This is a genomic window from Chungangia koreensis, assembly GCF_042651785.1.
In the GTDB taxonomy this organism is placed as follows: domain Bacteria; phylum Bacillota; class Bacilli; order Bacillales_A; family Planococcaceae; genus Chungangia; species Chungangia koreensis.
Genome location: NZ_JBHSEC010000002.1, coordinates 218,852 through 235,119 on the forward strand (window position 1 = coordinate 218,852; position 16,268 = coordinate 235,119).

Below are 16,268 nucleotides of genomic sequence, written 5' to 3' on the forward strand. Positions count from 1 at the left end.
TACATGAAAGTCAAATGTGTCCTATGCGACCGACTTGAAGAACTGAACGAAGATACTTCAATGGCCAAGAGGTTAAAAAACCGTCCGATTCACACGTATATGTGTGAGGAATGTACAAAAAGGATTGCTGACCGGACATGCGAACGGATTGCAACCGGAAACTTCAAATTCTATCGAAGCTCTTCAAAAATTGAAAAGGACTTTTAAGAACCAATATATTCTTTAAGAAAATTAGCTGTTTATAAACCAGCAGTGCCCGCCACTTCGCTTTCCGTGGGCTTGGGCCAACAGGAGGTTGGTCACAAAGGCGTTGCCGCAGGACGCGGCGCATTTAGCCTTTGTTCAACTCCTCGTCACTATGTTCCTGCGGGGTCTTCAGCTCAAGCTATTCCCACAGGAGTCTTCGTGGCGGGCACTGCTTGTTAAAAAGGCTGAACAAGGGAGTCACTAATTTCCTATCCTACCCTTTTTGATTCCTACTAACTAACATGTCATAGTATCTTTTGAAACAGTTCTTATGGTTACAATCTATTTGAGAAACATCAAGAGTGGAAGGCGGCGACTCCAGCGGGACAGCGAGACAGTCCGAGACCCCGCAGGCGCAAGGGGAAGGGATGCTAAGTGCGCCGCATCGTGCGGCAACGCATCCATAACCGACATCCTATCGGTCGAGGCTTGGCGCGAGCCCGCGGAAAGCGTCCGCCTGGAGCGATTGCTCCAGTTTAATTTATATATTGTATTTACAGTTATTAAAATAAATAATATGTAAAACGGAGACGCATCAATATGAGCGTCTCCGTTTTGTTTTACTATGAAGTTGCATTTTGTTTCTTTTCGTTTCTTAGACGGATCTTGTAAATGATCAGTATGAGCGCTGCTACGATTAAACCTTCGATGATTGGCAAGAAAAATGCCAAGAAGGTTAAAATGAGGCAGCCAACGAAAAGGAAGATGAAAATGACCAAGTTTTGTGATCTTTTCAGACTTTTGGCGAATCCGAGCTTATAAACCAATGCCGACAATAGAAGGGTTATGATGAAAACTACATAACCTGCACTATCATAAGATGGCATTGATTCGTAAATAAACCTGGCAATCGGAGACATCTTCCCGAACACCATTTGCTGTTCATCCAATCCATTTCACCCTTTCAGATTCAAACTCAAGAATCTGCTAATTTTTTCTTTTTAGCCATACGTTCCCGTTCGTTCTTATCCAAAATCTTCTTACGAAGACGGATTGATTCGGGTGTCACTTCGCAGTACTCATCATCATTCAAATATTCAAGCGCTTCTTCAAGTGTCATGATCCGCGGCTTTTTAAGTGTTGAAGTTTGCTCTTTGTTCGCGGATCGGATGTTGTTGGCTGCCTTGACCTTCGTAATATTGACGGTTAAGTCATTATCACGTGTATGTTCACCAACAATCATTCCTTCATAGATTTCAGTTCCCGGCTCAACAAAGATTGTACCGCGATCCTCTACCTGCATGATTCCATAGGAAGAAGCTGCGCCAGTTTCCATCGATACTAATACACCTTTACTCCGTCCGCCAACTCGGCCATGAGCCATCGGTTTATAGCTTTCAAAGGTATGGTTTAAAATTCCGTAACCACGTGTAAGTGTCATGAATTCAGTCGAGTAACCAATTAGTCCACGTGCAGGTACGAGGAAGATCAAACGGACTTGTCCACTTCCGTTATTAACCATATCCAGCATTTCACCTTTACGTTCCCCCATCGATTCAATGATAGAACCTACATTTTCTTCAGGAACATCGATTTGGACACGCTCAACCGGTTCACAACGTACACCATCAATCTCTTTAACGATAACTTCCGGTTTTGATACTTGCAACTCGAAACCTTCACGGCGCATATTTTCAATCAAAATTGACAAATGAAGTTCACCACGACCAGAAACGACCCAAGCATCCGGTGATTCAGTCGGATCTACTCGGAGAGAAACATCCGTTTGAAGTTGAGCGTTTAAACGCTCTTCGATTTTACGTGATGTCACCCATTTACCTTCTCTTCCAGCAAACGGACTATTATTTACAAGGAATGTCATTTGTAACGTCGGTTCATCAATATGCAATACAGGTAACGGATCTTGGTGATCGACCGGGCAAACAGTTTCCCCTACGTTAATATCTTCCATTCCCGAAACGGCTACAAGATCTCCTGCATATGCTTCTTCAATTTCTACTTTTTTCAAGCCGAAAAATCCGAACAATTTCGTTACACGGAAATTCTTAACAGAACCATCGAGTTTCATAAGCGCAACGCTTTGACCTACTTTAATCGTTCCTCGGAACACACGGCCAATCCCGATTCTTCCAACATACTCGTTGTAGTCTAATAGCGCGACTTGGAACTGAAGAGGTTCTTCACGATTATCAACTGGTGCCGGAATATGTTCAACGATTGCATCGTACAGCACCTGCATGTTCTCTTCTTGGTCAGCGGGATCATCAGAAAGACTCGCAGTTCCATTGATTCCAGATGCGTAGATTACAGGGAATTCAAGCTGTTCATCGTTCGCTTCAAGTTCAATGAAGAGTTCAAGCACTTCATCTACCACTTCTGCCGGACGTGCAAAATCACGGTCAATCTTATTTACAACAACAATCGGTTGCAAGTTTTGTTCAAGAGCCTTTTTCAATACAAATCGAGTTTGAGGCATCGTTCCTTCATAAGCATCAACGACGAGTACAACACCATCAACCATTTTCATGATCCGTTCTACTTCTCCACCGAAATCGGCGTGTCCTGGTGTATCTAAAATATTAATACGCGTATCTTTATACTGAATAGCTGTATTCTTTGCTAAGATAGTAATTCCACGTTCACGTTCAATATCACCAGAGTCCATTGCCCGTTCTTCGACATGCTCATTCGATCTAAATGTACCGGATTGTTTTAACAATTGATCCACCAAAGTCGTTTTCCCATGGTCAACGTGGGCGATGATTGCAATATTACGTATATCTTGACGCTCGTTAGTCATAATTCCACTCCATTATTCTTTTTTCAAGTCCATAACTGTGTTATTATATCACAGGAAGTGTACTTGTATAGTATTTCGTTTTACATATTGGAGGCTCATAGCATGAAAAATTTAAAATGGGTTTTCGTCCTCTATTCTCTTGGCGCACTCATAACTATGATGTTAATCGGTGTGGCTGTAGGCATGAGAAGTATTCCGCTCATGGTTTTATTCCTCATATTACTTGGCGTAATAATGGGCTTTGGATTCAAAACCAAAAAGAAATTTCGCGAAGACGGGAAGCTATAGGCATAATGTACAAAAGAATCTGCAGATGTGCAGATTCTTTTTTTGTAGATCGTGTCACTTAGAAACAGGTGCGTGTTTAAGTCCGGTCTTTCAACCGAATAAAATCATGTAAGATTCGACCGTGTAAAGCAGGATTGGCAATGATGAATGTATCTTGTCCCAACAGATTTGCCGGCTTCCCTTCTAAGTTCGATGCGACCGCTCCGACTTCAGAAGCAATAATCATGCCACCTGCTATATCCCATGGCGCCAGTCTCATAGATATATAGGCATCTACTCTACCTGTTGCCACATAAGCAATTTCTATCGCAGCAGAACCGAATGAACGGGTTCCCCTGCACGTGTGGATAAGTTCTGCCATCTTTTCATGATCGACGTACCGATTTGGCGCTACCCAGCTGGCATTTACACCGATCACCGCTTCTTCTAAGTTAGCTTTACGAAGAGCTGGTATGCGTTCATCATTCAAATAGGCACCTTCCCCACGAAATGCGTTATAAAATTCATCTCTCATGACATCATATATATAGCCGAGCATTCCAATCCCATCCGAATAGATTCCAAGGGATATGGCGAAGTTTCTTTTTTGGTGGATGAAATTCATCGTCCCATCAATCGGATCAAGCATCCAGACAACGCCTTTCAAGGAGTTGACCTCATCTCCAAAACCCTCTTCTCCTAAAATGGAATGTCCAGGAAAGTCGCGTTTAATATGCGATATAAAAAATTGTTCAATTTCCCGGTCGATATTTGTCACCAAATCATTCGCATCTGCTTTCGTTTCAATATCGATATGTTGATAAAACGAAATACGAATTCGGTGCCCTGCTTCTTTAATCAAAGATTTAGCGTAACGATCGATTCTGCTCCAATCCACAGACAAAGCATGTCCACCTTTCAAAACCATTTCCTCTATTATAACAAAAAACCCCTCCGTTACATTCCAAATAACAGAACATAAGGAGGGCCTTTAGTGAGGAGGTCCAGTTTAGTTATTGAACGCATGGAGCTTCTCCAATTCGCTGTGAATTTCCGTCAGACGATTCTTGCTCTTAACTTGTTGTTTTTCATCTTCTTGTTGAATCGCTTCATGTAACGTTGCAAGCTCATAGTCCAATTCGAGATTCAACAAGTTGATATACTGCTTTTCAACATCTGCTTTGCGAATAATATGAACGACTTGTTTCATCTTCTACACCCCTTCTTTTAATCGGAATATTCCGACTGGTTGTTATACAGTATGTTGCTGAATTTTTAATTGCCACTTCTAATGACCTTGTTGCAAAGATTCTTCCCCGTTTTCTGTTAAAATAAACTTAAAAATGAAAGGTGTATGTGGACTTATGAAGTTTGAAGGCTTTTCCCAACAAGATTTTAACGTGTTTACCATACCTGGTCTCGACGGAAGAATGAAAGAGATTCAGGAGAGAATCCAGCCCAAATTCCAACAAATTGGAGAGGTGCTGGTCGATGATGTACAGATGATGAGCGGTAGTGAAATGTACTTACATATCGCAAAACATGCGAGGAGAACAGTGAATCCTCCTAAAGATACTTGGCTCGCCATCGCTGCCAATAAACGAGGTTATAAACAGCATCCCCATTTTCAAATTGGCTTATTCGATGATCGTGTATTCATCTGGCTTGCATACATTTACGAAGTGCCCGGGAAAGAACAAATTGCGAATTCGTTCCTGAAAAACAAGAAGGACCTTCAACGAATTATTCCAGACGACTATGTCATTTCCCAGGATCACTACAAAAAAGAAGCGGACAAGTTTTCCGAATTGGACTTAGAGAACGTACTACAAAGATTCCGTGATGTTAAAAAAGCGGAGTTATTAATTGGACGCCATTTATTCCCTGAGGATCCGATTCTTACGGATGGAGAACGCTTTGTAGAATTCGCCCGGGAAACATTCGAAACACTCATGCCGATTTATCAACTATCGTTCAAATAACATTAAGTTACGGCTCCTTCATATAGGGAGCCTTTTTTTAATTGACCCTTGATTATTTTCCAATCAATTGGCAATATGTAGGTGAGGTGGGTGACATGGTCGGTCTTAAAATATGGAAAAGTAAAGCTCTCAAAACCATCCTGCTAAGCCTTTTCACACTTTTATTCTTGGTTGTAGCCGTACTCGGAATCACGTTTTGGCTTCTGCTCTATTTGGATTCCAAAACATCAGATCAGATAGAGTATGATGATATCAGCATGCAAAAGGAAGAAGGAATCCAGATTCCTTCTTCCTTCTGAGATTATCCTCTAATGATTTCGCCATCTGATCCTTCCTTCGTACGTTTAACGATCGGATAACTGGCATAGCCGCTTTCCTCTTCAAACTCCCGGAAGAACTTTTTCTCTTCAGCAATGGAAGGGACAATTTCTTTGAACCGACGGTATTTGGCCATCATATCTTCCCTTTTGATGCCTTTTTCATAAGCTTTTTCGATTCCTTCGAAAAATACGACCACATCTACGATTTCCTGTGTGGACCAATCAGTCGAAAATGGATAAGAATAGTCCATTCAGAATCCTCCTTTTATTCAGTAATACCCCATCTTCTGCGGATTTGTTCCGCTTCAGCAACCATCCGTTCAACGAGTTCTTCTACGGTAGGTATATCATGGATCAGACCGGTCACTTGTCCTGCCCAACCGAACCCTTCAGACTCATTCCCCACATGGATATATTTCATATTCGCCTCGCCACTGATGTATTCTTTTAACGCTTCATATGTAGGCTGTTCTTGTTCAATCTCCACTATACGTCTTGTCCATGAATTGTCCAATGCCCTTGCAGGTGCACCTAAGGAACGTTTAATAACTATGGTATCATTCTCAGTGCTATTCAGAAGTGCTTGTTTATACGGTTCTGATGCGTGTACACATTCTTTTGTTGCGATGAAACGTGTACCCATTTCTATTCCTTCCGCTCCTAATGCTTGGGCAGCCATCCACCCACGGCCATCCCCTATCCCTCCGGAAGCGATGACAGGTATGGACACTGCATCGACAACTTGGGGAACAAGCACCATTGTGCCTACATCATCTCTACCTAAATGCCCGCCGCCTTCCTGCCCTACGACCATGACCGCATCAGCGCCTAAATCTTCCGCTTTTTTTGCTTGTCTCCGTGCTGCTACGAGGACCAATTTTTTAATTTCTGTTCCTTCCAGCTTTTTAAGAATAGGGGCGGGATTTCCTCCCGTCATTGTGACGACGGGCACTTTTTCATCTATCGCTACTTGCAGCATATCTTCATATGACCGACCATGTTGGCCGATCGCATAGTTCACGCCGAATGGCTTTGAAGTCATTGTTCTTATTTTTTGGATTTCCAATTTCAATGCTTCCGGCGAAGGTAGACTCATCGCGGTGATTTGACCTAATCCTCCAGCATTCGAAACGGCGGAAGCAAGTTCAGCATATGCAAGATGTGCGAGTCCCCCTTGAATAATTGGGTATTGTATATGTAAGAGGTCCGTTACTCTTGTTTGCCAATCCATATTTATTCCTCCTTCTTTGACTCACAATACTAAATTCGATATCTAACGAAAAAACCCTTTGTTTTTGTAGTCATGCATGGATGAAGGTGCTATAATTCACTTTGTTTTATTTGTTTTAATTTCAATGAGAGGTGGTACGTGAATTGTCCCAACTTGAAACCCCATTGTTTGATGTATTACTAAAACATCGAAACCGTCATCCGGTTCAGTTTCATATCCCTGGACATAAAAAGGGGAAAGGAATGGATCCGGCATTCCGAGAATTTGTCGGCGATAATGTTTTATCAATTGACCTGATTAATATTGCACCACTTGATGATCTCCATTCACCAAAAGGCGCGATTAAACACGCACAGGAATTGGCGGCAGAAGCCTTCGGTGCCGATTATACATTTTTCTCTGTACAAGGGACAAGCGGCGCAATCATGACGATGATCATGAGTGTAGTAGAACCGGGAGATAAAATCATCGTTCCCCGGAACGTCCACAAATCTGTCATGTCCGCTATTGTCTTTGCAGGAGCGATACCCGTATTCATACATCCTGAAGTGGATGAGGACCTTGGAATATCCCATGGCATTTCACCTGAAGCTGTTGAAAAGGCGCTTGACCGCTATCCTGATGCAAAAGCAGTTCTTGTCATCAACCCGACGTATTTCGGAATTGCCGCGGATTTGAAGCGCATTGTGGAAATATCTCACGAACGTGGTATTCCGGTAGTTGTGGATGAAGCGCATGGCGCTCACCTTCCATTTCACGACAAATTGCCGATTTCCGCTATGGAAGCCGGAGCAGATATGGCCGCTACATCCATTCATAAGTTAGGCGGCTCTATGACACAAAGTTCAGTCTTGAATATGAAGGAAGGGCTCGTATCACAGAAGCGTGTACAGTCAATCCTTTCGATGCTAACCACTACATCGACATCCTATCCACTTTTGGCTTCTTTGGATACAGCCCGCAGGCAGCTTGCTATTCATGGATATGATTTGATAGACCAATCGTTGCGGCTTGCTCAAGATGCCCGTAAACGAATTAACCAAATCCCACAACTTTGCTGTGTCGGCAGAGAAATCTTAAAAACTTCTGCCACCTATGATCTGGACCCGACGAAATTACTGATCAGCGTCAAAGATTTGGGAATTACAGGTCATCAAGCTGAAATATGGCTCCGTGAAAATGCGAATATCGAAGTAGAGCTATCTGACTTGTATAATATTCTCTGCCTCATAACATTCGGGGATACGAAGAAGGAAACGAATATCCTGATTAATGCTCTGCAACGAATGGCTAAAGCGTTTGATTCTGAAACAGCCATTCAGGATATCCATGTAACGCTACCGGAGATTCCTGCACTCGCTATGTCACCACGTGCTGCCTTCTACGCAGAAACAGAAGTCATTCCGATGGCAGAATCTGCTGGAAGAATTTCAGCTGAGTTCATCATGGTTTATCCACCAGGAATCCCTATTTTTATTCCCGGAGAAATCATTACGCAAGAGAACATCGATTATATCCATATGAATATTGAGGCTGGCTTGCCCGTGCAAGGACCAGAAGATGACACATTAAAGAATTTACATGTAATTAAAGAACAAAAACCGATTTGGTAATGAAAAAGCTGTCCAGTAGTAATAATCCTGCTGGACAGCTTTTATCATTTTTGTTCAATTCCTTTAATCGTTGCGGGATCAATCAGTTCATATCCAGAAGCCCTTAAGCCCTCTACAACCCCAGGTAAAGCTTCAGCAGTCCATTGACGATCATGCATCAAAAGAATAGCGCCATCTGTTAAATACGGCGTATGTACCATGATCTCGATCAAGGAAGCTGAATCCCGGTACTCCTTCTCCCAATCATAGCCATACGTCCAGTTCATCGCCAGCATATTTTCATCTTTAGCTAATTGACGGCTATAATCCGTATTCGCGCCAAAAGGTGCTCTGAAAAAGACGGGTCGCTCTCCAAGTATACTCTCAACCGTATCGTTCAATTTCACTATTTCAGTAGACTGTTCAGTTTCGTTCAATTGTTTCAAATTTGGGTGTGAATATGTATGATTGCCAATAGGAAAACCAAGATCATGGATCTGTTTTAGAACACTCTTCTCTTCTTCCGTGTCCAAGAAATGGCCATTCACGAAAAATATTGCAGGGGCATTCAGCTCTTTCAAAGTCTGTGCCATCTCCAGAGCATAACGATCTGGAGCATCATCAATTGTTAATAGTACAGCCTTTGGATTGGCATTTGAAATGGGCTTTAATGTCCAATTGGCTTCGCTAATTTCATAGAGAGGTTCTGGTTCAGCCGGTTCCTCTGTTTCTTCGGGCTCTTCTTCAATCCCTGGTTCATCTACCGGATTTTCGATTTCATCACTTACATCTTTGGAAACCTCAATCTTTTCAGGATTTTCCTCTACCGGTGTTTGTTCATTCACTTCATTGGCTGAACAAGCAGCAAGGACTAAACTTAAAGCCAATAAGCAACTAAGTTGTTTGTTTATCATGATGGATCGCACCCTTTCCCTGTCATTCTATCATGCAAGGAATCTATGAAACAACGAAGGATACATGAATACAGTAAAAATAAGAAGAAAGATTCATCGAATGACTCAGGTTCGATATGAATGGCTGGAAATAGTCCTTTGGCATAATGAGGTTCGGTTTCCTCAGGTCAAATTGGAGGTATTGCGGGAACTTCAGGTTATATTGCGGGAACTATGGTCTATAATGCGGAGATTACCTCGTGTATTGCGGAATAAATGGAGCAAATTGCGGTGCACAAATCTATGGACCCCATTAAAGTTTCCAATGCTTGCCCGTCATATTGCGGTTACTGCGTTCCATATTGCGGAATAAACGACTCCAATTGCGGGGCACTACACCTCTACAGAAACAAAAAAAGGTTCCGGAATTGAAATTGAAATCAATCCGGAACCTTTTCTTATAGCCTATTATTTTTTCAAGATATGGATTGGATGACCCATAACCACTTCTGCAGCTTCCATTGCAATCTCGCCCAATGTAGGGTGAGCATGGATTGTCATGGCAATATCTTCTACAGTCATTCCAGCTTCAATAGCTAAGCCAAGTTCAGCGATCATGTCAGATGCGCCTTGACCGACGATTTGAGCACCCAATAGCAAGCCATCTTCTTTTCTTGCTACTAATTTAACAAATCCGTCTGTAGCATTTAACGCCAATGCACGGCCGTTTGCGCCAAATGGGAACTTGTCAGCTTTCACATCATAGCCTTCTGCCTTCGCTTGCTCTTCGGATAGACCGACTGTAGCAAGTTCCGGATCAGTGAAGCAAACTGCAGGAATCGCCAAGTAGTCAACGACAGATGACATACCAGCAATCGCTTCTGCTGCAACTTTACCTTCGTAAGAAGCTTTGTGAGCCAATTGAGGACCCGCAACAACGTCACCAATTGCATAGATGTTCGGAATGTTTGTGCGGCATTGTTTATCCACTTCGATCAAACCACGTTCGCCAACTGTTACACCAACAGCGTCAAGACCCATTTCATCCGTATTTGGACGACGGCCTACAGTCACTAATACGTAGTCGGCTTCGACTTTCTTCTCTTCTCCGCCTGCTTCATAAGTGACTACCACACCTGTGTCAGATTCTTCTACGCCTTTAGCAGATGCATTTACAACCACTTCTACACCTTTTGCTTTCAGGCCTTTTTTAACGATTTGAGTCATTTGTTTTTCGAATCCAGCCAAGATATCCTTGCCGCCTTCGATGATTGTTACCTCAGACCCTAAGTTGGCAAAAGCAGTACCAAGCTCAGTTCCGATATAACCGCCGCCGATCAATACCAATTTCTTAGGTACTTCCGGCAAGTTCAATGCTCCAGTAGAGTTCAAGACACGTTTAGAGTATTTGAACGTAGGGATTTCTACAGGACGAGATCCTGAAGCAATAATTACATTTTTGAATTTGTAAGTTTGTGCTGAATTTTCATCCATAACACGTACAGTATTCGCATCAACGAAGTATGCTTCGCCACTTACAATTTCAACTTTGTTGCCTTTAAGCAAGGATTCTACTCCGCCAGTCAATTTTTTAACGACGCTGTTCTTGAATTCCTGTGCTTTTGAGAAATCGATTGTTACATCAGAAGCAGTGATCCCCATGACATCGGAATGTTTTGCCTGCTCAAAACGGTGCCCTACAGAAATAAGGGCCTTGGATGGGATACATCCGACGTTCAAGCAAACCCCACCAATATATTCTTTCTCAACAATTGTCACTTTTTGACCGGTTTGTGCAGCACGGATTGCCGCTACATAGCCTCCGGGACCTGAACCGATGACAAGAGTGTCTGTTTCAATCGGGAAATCTCCAACTACCATGATTTTACGCCTCCATTAATAAAAGTTCTGGATTGCCTAACAAACGCTTAATATGATTTAACGCATGTTGGGCAGTCGCACCATCGATCATCCGATGGTCAAAGCTCAATGATAATGCTAACACAGGAGCGGCTACAATTTCACCATTTTTCACGACAGGTTTTTCTGAAATTCGACCAATTCCCAAAATAGCAACTTCCGGATGGTTAATGACCGGGGTGAACCACTGGCCACCTGCAGAACCGATATTCGTGATTGAGCAAGAAGCCCCCTTCATTTCATTCGGAGCTAATTTGCCTTCACGTGCTTTTGTCGCGAGAGAATTAATTTCATCAGAAATTGAAAATACAGATTTGCGGTCTGCATGCTTGATCACAGGAACTAACAGCCCTTTTTCCGTATCTGCAGCAATTCCGATATTGTAATAATGTTTTTGAACAATTTCTCCTGCTTCATCGTCAAGGGAACGGTTCAAGTCAGGGAACTCACGCAGTGTGCTAACTAACGCCTTTACCACATATGGCAAGTACGTAAGCTTGATATTCTTTTCTGCTGCCATTTCCTTGAACTTTTTGCGATGCGCAACCAATTCTGTTACGTCTACTTCGTCCATCAATGTAACATGAGGAGCTGTATGTTTGGAATGAACCATCGCTTTTGCAATCGCTTTTCGGATTCCAGACATTTTTTCTCTTGTTTCTGGGAATTCGCCTTCAAATACTGGTACAGACGGTTTAGCAGACTTTTCTTCTACCGCTTCAGCTTGCTGAGCATTTTCGACTGATGCTTGATCTACTGCTTGTCCGCCGTTCTTGAATGCTTCAATATCTTCTTTCAATACGCGGCCATTTTTCCCTGAGCCCGTCACTTGACGGATATCTACTCCGGAATCACGAGCAAACTTACGTACTGAAGGCATTGCGATTACGCGCTGATCCGTCGGTTGATCAGAATTATCTTCTGGAACATTTCCAGCACCAGTTTTCTGATCTGTTTCCGCTTCAGGTACTGGTTTTTTATCGATTTCTTGACCGGATTCCATTGAAGATTGGACTTGAGCTTCTGTCTTGGATTCACCTTCAGAAGACCCGCCTTTGAATTGCATATCCTCGTAACCTGGCGCATCGATTCGGACAAGTACATCTCCAACAACAGCAACTGTCCCTTCACCGACTAATACTTCCTGTACAGTTCCTGTTACAGGCGATGGAATTTCAACTACTGCTTTGTCATTTTGAACTTCAAGAAGGACATCATCCTCAGAGATTTTGTCGCCTGGTTTTACAAACCATTTAACGATTTCCCCTTCGTGGATTCCTTCACCGATATCTGGTAAACGAAATTCGAATGCCACATTTTTCACCCTTTCTTTTTTCTAAATTAGAACGTCAACACTTTTTTAGCAGTTTCTACAATATCTTTTGAATTTGGAAGCCAAACTTCCTCAGCTTGTGAGAACGGATATACAGTATCCGGAGCCGTCACACGCAGTACTGGAGCTTCTAAGCTAAGAATTGCTCGTTCCATGATTTCGGTTACAACATTCGCTGCAATACCTGCTTGTTTTTGAGCTTCTTGAACAACAATTGCACGGCCAGTTTTTTCAACAGAACCGATGATTGTCTCAATGTCTAATGGTTGAACAGTTCGAAGGTCCACTACTTCAACAGAAAAGCCTTCCTTCTCTAATTCTTCTGCAGCTTTAATGCTATCATGCACCATTGCACCATAAGTGATAATCGACAAGTCTTTACCTTCACGTTTCACATCCGCTTTTCCTAATGGAATTGTGTATTCCTCTTCAGGCACATCTTGGCGGAATGAACGATACAGTTTCATATGCTCAAGGAAAATAACCGGATCATTATCTCGGATGGATGAAATTAAAAGTCCTTTTGCATCGTAAGGTGTTGAAGGAATAACCACTTTCAATCCAGGCTGAGAAGCTACGAGACCTTCCAAACTGTCTGCGTGCATCTCCGGAGTGTGTACCCCTCCGCCAAATGGAGAACGGATGGTAACTGGCATATTGAACACGCCGCCACTACGGTAACGCATACGTGCAAGTTGTCCACTGATTGAATCCATCACTTCATAGACAAATCCGAAAAATTGTATTTCAGGAACTGGACGGAAACCTTGGACCGATAAACCAACCGCAAGTCCGCCTATACCTGACTCTGCTAATGGAGTATCAAATACCCGGTTTACGCCAAATTCTTTTTGAAGCCCTTCCGTAGCACGGAAAACTCCTCCGTTTACGCCGACATCTTCACCGAAGACGAGGACGTTTTCATCATTTTTAAGCTCTGTTCGGAGAGCATCCGTAATGGCTTGAATCATCGTCATTTGTGCCATCGGTTACTTCGACTCCTTCGCTGTATAAATTTCTAATTGCTCTTTTAAATTTAATGGAAGTTCACTTTCATGCATGATGTTAATCAAATCAGTCACCTTTTGTTTAGGTGTAGCATCCGCTTTCTTAATCGCTTCCTTAATTTCCTCTTTTGCACGTTCGATTACTTCGTTTTCTTTCTCTTCGTTCCAGATTCCTTTGCCTTCCATGTATTTACGGAAACGAACGAGAGGGTCTTTCTTTTCCCATTCAGAATCTGTATCAGATGTACGATAACGAGTCGGGTCATCCCCTGCCATAGTATGTGGTCCAAAACGGTAACAGATCGTCTCAATCAGCGTTGGTCCTCCACCGTTTACAGCACGTTCCCTTGCATCTTTAGTAGCAGCATATACAGCAAGTGGATCCATACCATCAACTAATACTCCGGGAATTCCGGCAGCAACCGCTTTTTGAGCGATTGTTTTCGCCGATGTTTGAAGTTCACGCGGTGTCGAAATAGCGTATTGGTTATTTTGCACGAAGAAAATTGCCGGCACATTGAATGCACCTGCAAAGTTGATCCCTTCATAGAAATCACCTTGTGAAGAACCGCCGTCTCCTGTGTATGTGACTGCAACAGCTTTAGTACCACGCTTCTGAATACCGAGCGCTACTCCTGTTGCTTGGATATATTGTGCACCGATAATGATTTGCGGAGGCAGAACGTTCACGCCTTCCGGTATCTGGTTCCCGACGAAATGCCCGCGGGAGAACAAGAATGCTTGCCATAACGGCAAACCATGCCAAACGATTTGTGGAACATCACGATAACCCGGAAGAATGAAATCTTCTTTTTCCAAAGCGAAATGAGATGCCAATTGAGATGCTTCTTGTCCAGCTGTTGGTGCGTAGAATCCAAGACGACCTTGACGATTAAGTGAAATCGAACGTTGGTCAAGAATCCGCGTATAGACCATACGGCTCATCAATTCAACCAATTCTTCATCTGTTAGATCAGGAACCGCATCCGGATTTACGACTTCCCCTTCTTCATTTAAGATCTGGAACATTTCAAACTGTTCTTCGATCGTTTTGAGTACTTTTTCCGGATCAATCTGCTTAGTTTTTTTAGCAGCCATTTCTACACCTCTCCTTTGTTAACTGTATTAGGAATTTCAGTTGTATTCATTGATACAATTATTCTAAACACTCATCAGTATACGCCACTTTGAAAGCGTGGTCAATCAGGCTATCTCTATTGCATAAAGGTTGTCATCCAAGTGGGAAATTTCAAATAATTTAATTCTGTATTAATACAACAAAACATCTGTATCACTACAAAAATAATAGACGGTCTAGTTCCAGACCGTCTATCCTTTATTCATTCTTTTCCCCATTAAACTTTTCATACACTTCATTTTTTAAATCATTGAATATTTTTGTATGCTCATTAAATTGAGCAATCACTTTTTGTACTGCATCATTCTGAACATTTACTTCTTTTACCTTGTTCTGAAGTGCCGGCATCTCTGTCTGATTGTCCGCCAGCATCGCATAAAGCGATCGTTGCAGTTCTGATAGTTGTTCATATTGTTTTATGAATTCTTCATGCATGGAAAATCGTTCAGTCATCTCGGCTTTCATATCTTGAAGAATACCTTTTACGTCTTCTTCCTCTGCCTGTTCAATTACTCCATCTATTTCTTTGAACGTTTCCTCGGCTTGATTGATCGATTCTTCCTCAGCTGAAATAAGCTTCAAACGCTCTTCAAGAGAAGTCTCCATTTCACTGACTTTTGCGGACAACTCTTCTTTTTGCTCCTGCGTCAGTTCCATCATTTCCTTGAAGGAGGTTTGCTCATTTTTCTCCAGTTCACTTAGTTGCTCTTGCGCCGTCCTATACCCTTCCTCATCCTCATATACTTTCGACAAGACATCATTTAACGATGACTCTGTTGATGTGCCAAAACTGCAGCCCGAAAGTAGTAAGATGAATGAAAAAAGGCTGATGATGATGATTCTGTTCATGCCTGCATACCCTCCTATTTTCCCGTTCTACTATATCTTTTATAGATTACGATTTCAACAGAAACAAAAGTACTGCTTAGAAAGCCATATTTCATTTATACTATTAGTGGAATAAGTTTAGAAAGGAAGGGTCCAGATGATATTAATGGACGACATTGTACGAGAAGGACATCCCGTGTTGCGCCAAGTCGCAGCTGAAGTAGAGCTTCCTTTGTCAGCCGATGACCGCCAATTGGCTGAGGACATGTTAACATATTTAAAAAATAGTCAGGACGATGAAATTGCTGAAAAGTATGGTCTAAGAGGAGGCATCGGTTTAGCTGCTCCCCAAGTGAATGTCAGTAAGCGGATGTTTGCGTTGCATATGCCTGATGATGACGGCCAGTTTCTAAGTTTTGTTGCTCTAAACCCGAAAATTGTTAGCCATTCTGTAGAAAAAACGTATTTGTCGGGTGGCGAGGGTTGTCTATCGGTGGATCGGGAAGTTCCTGGATATGTACCTCGCTACAAACGCATTACTGTTAAATTCCATACCATTGAAGGCAATGAATTAAAGTTACGTCTAAAAGGACTTCCGGCCGTCGCATTTCAACATGAGCTCGACCATTTAAATGGGATAATGTTCTATGATCACATCAATCCCGTCAACCCCTTCTCAGAAATACCTGACGCTTCACCTCTTGAAACGAAATAAAATGTAAGACTGCCATGTCATCGCGACGTGGCAGT

General features: G+C 42.5%; 18 protein-coding genes. 6 read left to right on the top strand and 12 right to left on the bottom strand.

The annotated features are described in order from the left end of the window. Positions 1–3 precede the first annotated feature (3 nt). Entirely contained in the window at positions 4–207 is a 204-nt protein-coding gene (locus ACFOZY_RS02730) for a YlaI family protein (RefSeq protein WP_378151986.1), read from the top strand. A gap of 602 nt (positions 208–809) precedes the next feature. Here the strand turns inward: ACFOZY_RS02730 and ACFOZY_RS02735 are convergent. Both ACFOZY_RS02735 and typA read right to left on the bottom strand, forming a co-directional pair. Next, positions 810–1,136 (bottom strand): YlaH-like family protein, encoded by a 327-nt coding sequence (locus ACFOZY_RS02735; RefSeq protein ID WP_378151987.1) that lies wholly within the window; start codon positions 1,134–1,136, stop codon positions 810–812. Between the two features lie 26 nt (positions 1,137–1,162). Next, positions 1,163–3,007 carry a translational GTPase TypA gene (typA, locus tag ACFOZY_RS02740; protein WP_378151990.1) on the bottom strand — a complete coding sequence of 615 codons (1,845 nt, stop codon included), beginning with the start codon at positions 3,005–3,007 and terminating at the stop codon, positions 1,163–1,165. A 102-nt stretch (positions 3,008–3,109) separates the two neighbouring features. Between typA and ACFOZY_RS02745 the strand changes: the two genes are divergently transcribed. Then, entirely contained in the window at positions 3,110–3,295 is a 186-nt protein-coding gene (locus tag ACFOZY_RS02745; protein WP_378151992.1) for a YlaF family protein, read from the top strand. A gap of 76 nt (positions 3,296–3,371) precedes the next feature. Here ACFOZY_RS02745 and ACFOZY_RS02750 read toward each other — a convergent pair whose 3' ends face one another. Both ACFOZY_RS02750 and ACFOZY_RS02755 read right to left on the bottom strand, forming a co-directional pair. Next, positions 3,372–4,202: an inositol monophosphatase family protein gene (locus tag ACFOZY_RS02750; protein ID WP_378151994.1), complete on the bottom strand. Its 831-nt coding sequence runs from the start codon at positions 4,200–4,202 to the stop codon at positions 3,372–3,374. An 81-nt stretch (positions 4,203–4,283) separates the two neighbouring features. Beyond that, positions 4,284–4,484: a hypothetical protein gene (locus tag ACFOZY_RS02755; RefSeq protein ID WP_378151996.1), complete on the bottom strand. Its 201-nt coding sequence runs from the start codon at positions 4,482–4,484 to the stop codon at positions 4,284–4,286. Positions 4,485–4,638: 154 nt separating this feature from the next. Here ACFOZY_RS02755 and ACFOZY_RS02760 point away from each other — a divergent pair, with 154 nt between their 5' ends. Both ACFOZY_RS02760 and ACFOZY_RS02765 read left to right on the top strand, forming a co-directional pair. Then, entirely contained in the window at positions 4,639–5,256 is a 618-nt protein-coding gene (locus ACFOZY_RS02760) for a YktB family protein (RefSeq protein WP_378151998.1), read from the top strand. 41 nt (positions 5,257–5,297) lie between these two features. After that, entirely contained in the window at positions 5,298–5,555 is a 258-nt protein-coding gene (locus ACFOZY_RS02765; protein ID WP_378152000.1) for a hypothetical protein, read from the top strand. Between the two features lie 2 nt (positions 5,556–5,557). On the opposite strand, the gene ACFOZY_RS02770 is transcribed toward ACFOZY_RS02765, so the two are convergent. Continuing rightward, positions 5,558–5,827, bottom strand: coding sequence for a UPF0223 family protein (locus ACFOZY_RS02770; RefSeq protein WP_378152002.1), 270 nt, complete (start codon positions 5,825–5,827; stop codon positions 5,558–5,560). A gap of 14 nt (positions 5,828–5,841) precedes the next feature. Further along, positions 5,842–6,807: an NAD(P)H-dependent flavin oxidoreductase gene (locus ACFOZY_RS02775; protein WP_378152005.1), complete on the bottom strand. Its 966-nt coding sequence runs from the start codon at positions 6,805–6,807 to the stop codon at positions 5,842–5,844. 143 nt (positions 6,808–6,950) lie between these two features. On the opposite strand from ACFOZY_RS02775, the gene ACFOZY_RS02780 reads away from it, so the two are divergent. Continuing rightward, positions 6,951–8,420, top strand: a complete 1,470-nt coding sequence (locus ACFOZY_RS02780) for an aminotransferase class I/II-fold pyridoxal phosphate-dependent enzyme (RefSeq protein ID WP_378152007.1) — start codon at positions 6,951–6,953, stop codon at positions 8,418–8,420. A 44-nt stretch (positions 8,421–8,464) separates the two neighbouring features. Here the strand turns inward: ACFOZY_RS02780 and ACFOZY_RS02785 are convergent, their stop codons facing one another. The 6 genes from ACFOZY_RS02785 to ACFOZY_RS02810 all read right to left on the bottom strand — a co-directional run bounded on the left by ACFOZY_RS02785 (position 8,465) and on the right by ACFOZY_RS02810 (position 15,539). Next, on the bottom strand, positions 8,465–9,313 hold the full coding sequence (locus ACFOZY_RS02785) for a polysaccharide deacetylase family protein (protein WP_378152009.1): 849 nt from the start codon (positions 9,311–9,313) through the stop codon (positions 8,465–8,467). A 447-nt stretch (positions 9,314–9,760) separates the two neighbouring features. Continuing rightward, positions 9,761–11,173 (bottom strand): dihydrolipoyl dehydrogenase, encoded by a 1,413-nt coding sequence (gene lpdA, locus ACFOZY_RS02790; RefSeq protein WP_378152011.1) that lies wholly within the window; start codon positions 11,171–11,173, stop codon positions 9,761–9,763. A gap of 4 nt (positions 11,174–11,177) precedes the next feature. Continuing rightward, on the bottom strand, positions 11,178–12,527 hold the full coding sequence (locus ACFOZY_RS02795; RefSeq protein WP_378152014.1) for a dihydrolipoamide acetyltransferase family protein: 1,350 nt from the start codon (positions 12,525–12,527) through the stop codon (positions 11,178–11,180). 26 nt (positions 12,528–12,553) lie between these two features. Then, positions 12,554–13,531 (bottom strand): alpha-ketoacid dehydrogenase subunit beta, encoded by a 978-nt coding sequence (locus tag ACFOZY_RS02800; RefSeq protein ID WP_378152016.1) that lies wholly within the window; start codon positions 13,529–13,531, stop codon positions 12,554–12,556. Between the two features lie 3 nt (positions 13,532–13,534). After that, a complete protein-coding gene (gene pdhA / locus ACFOZY_RS02805; RefSeq protein WP_378152018.1) occupies positions 13,535–14,650 on the bottom strand; it encodes a pyruvate dehydrogenase (acetyl-transferring) E1 component subunit alpha in 1,116 nt (371 codons plus the stop codon). 238 nt (positions 14,651–14,888) lie between these two features. Next, positions 14,889–15,539 (bottom strand): YkyA family protein, encoded by a 651-nt coding sequence (locus tag ACFOZY_RS02810; RefSeq protein ID WP_378152020.1) that lies wholly within the window; start codon positions 15,537–15,539, stop codon positions 14,889–14,891. Between the two features lie 136 nt (positions 15,540–15,675). Between ACFOZY_RS02810 and def the strand changes: the two genes are divergently transcribed. Continuing rightward, entirely contained in the window at positions 15,676–16,233 is a 558-nt protein-coding gene (gene def, locus ACFOZY_RS02815; protein ID WP_378152022.1) for a peptide deformylase, read from the top strand. Positions 16,234–16,268 lie beyond the last annotated feature (35 nt).